This window comes from Bradyrhizobium macuxiense, assembly GCF_007993935.1.
Classification (GTDB): domain Bacteria; phylum Pseudomonadota; class Alphaproteobacteria; order Rhizobiales; family Xanthobacteraceae; genus Bradyrhizobium; species Bradyrhizobium macuxiense_A.
Map to the genome: position 1 here is coordinate 1 of NZ_VITY01000042.1, position 1846 is coordinate 1846.

2 protein-coding genes are annotated in these 1846 nt (G+C 55.2%); both read right to left on the reverse strand.

Annotated features, from left to right (window positions below; all coding sequences use genetic code 11):
• Positions 1–79 precede the first annotated feature (79 nt).
• Entirely contained in the window at positions 80–934 is an 855-nt protein-coding gene (locus FBZ93_RS40360) for an enoyl-CoA hydratase/isomerase family protein (protein ID WP_146993226.1), read from the reverse strand.
• 637 nt (positions 935–1571) lie between these two features.
• A partial coding sequence (locus FBZ93_RS41185; protein ID WP_208764139.1) for a hypothetical protein occupies positions 1572–1846 on the reverse strand: 275 nt, incomplete at its 5' end.

Here is a 1846-nt window from a genome sequence, read left to right on the forward strand (position 1 = left end):
ACATGAAAATCTCCGAGCCATTGAGCGGGGGTCGATTTTTTGAGTACTACGCCACTTGACGTTGCAAGCTTTCGCGCTCTCAAGCCCGAAAGCTCCGCTGCGTCTCCGACTCGAACGGCCCAAACATCGCTTCTTGCCACCTAATTGCCGCCTTAACGCCTTCGGACCGAAGGATCTCATGAAGACCTCTGTATTCGGATACTGAAAGTTTCGTAAATAAATAGGCTTCGGCCCCTTGCCGCAGAGCAGAATCGAATCCTGCAGCGAGGAGAGTGTTGTTAAGTGCCCTCTTGTTCCACTTCAATGTATGCATCGCAACGCGCGATATACGCTTTGCTATGCGCATGACTTCTTCCTCGAGTTGGTCCTTGGGGAAGACACGGCTCACCAAGCCTAGCCGATACGCCTCTGTAGCGTCGAACGTGTCTCCTGTGTAAATCAGCTCGCGACAACGCTGGCCGATTACCCATGGCATGCCCAGTGTCAGGATGCCGGTGGCAAAGCGTGTCTCCGTGACCGCGAATAGTGCGTCGTCGGAACAGTAGCGAATATCAAACATTGTGCTGAACTCTAAGGCTCCTCCCAGGCAATAACCGTTGATCATAGCGATAACTGGCTTGGAGCAGTTGAATGGACAATAGTTAAACTTGAAGTCGCGATCCCTGCGCTCCTTCAAATCGTCTAGGGTTCGCTCCGGGAAACCTTTTTCATAGTCTTCGTCTTCGTCGTTTAGGTCAAAGCCAGCCGCGAATGCGCGTCCCCCGGCGCCCGTAACCAGGATAACGCGCACTTCCGGATCGCGATCGGCGACCTCGAGCGCATCCTCGAATTCGGCGCAGAGCTTGAGAGAGATCGCGTTCATTTTGTCGGGACGATTCAGAGTGATCCGCGCAACGCGATCATCTACCTTGTAGAGAATGGCGCTGTATGTCATCAGATGCTCCTATGGTTGATTGGCGACTAGCTCATTCCGACTTGGAGCCGGTGGCGACGAAATCAGAACCCTTGAGGCGGAAGTTGCAAACTCAAGCCGAGTGCTGCGACGTCTCTGGGAACTGATCTCCATATGCTTGGGCTCAACGACATGGCTTGTCGTCCAGCCAGATTCCCCTCGTTCGTCGCATGAGCCATTCGCGGAGACGGATGCCATGAGCGTATCAACCGCGACAACTCGCGCTCGAACAGTGGACCGACGTCAATCGAGCGGATTTGCTCACCGACGCTTCGCGGAATCGCATCGAGCCGCCTCACAGCTCCAACAAGAGTGCATGTCCAAGAGAGCTGCGCCCTAGGCCCCGCGGAGCAGTTTTCCTACCCGCACTTCTGGGAGCATGTGCTACGGTTCATCGCTCCGAAGACCTACCGAGGGGAATGCTGCGTCACCCATGATCTCCGCCGATTGTGAAACATTGCATGGCTGTTCCCTGCGCGGTTGTTCTCTCTCGGAAACGGGCATGCGCGTTTGTGGAAAAGAGAGCATCGTCGTATTGGCGTCCGAATACACTCGGTCCTCCTTCACTCTGTCGTTTCGCTCTCAATAGCAACGGCCGTGCCAGCGGCGTTCAAGCGCATTAAGCTTCTGATCCGCTTTGAAAAGAGTTCGCGCGCAGCAAACAGCGGGCGTGTTTTGAACCCGACGTGGTTGCACCGCCGTCGGACATCGGACAAGGATCAGCGGTCGTTTGCGCGCGAGCGGCGGTGGTTTTGGCGATAGTCGCGGGAGCTTGCGGAAATTTACTTGGCTGATTAGCAAAACATGCGAGGTCCGATGCGAAGGTCTCAACTAACGCTCCCCTTTGCTCGAGCCTGAAAAGAGTGTCGGAACAACCAACAGGGCTTGAACCTG

Bases quoted from the DNA above. Each gene is read 5' to 3' on its own strand.
- FBZ93_RS40360 (WP_146993226.1), bottom strand. From the start codon at position 934: ATGACATACAGCGCCATTCTCTACAAGGTAGATGATCGCGTTGCGCGG.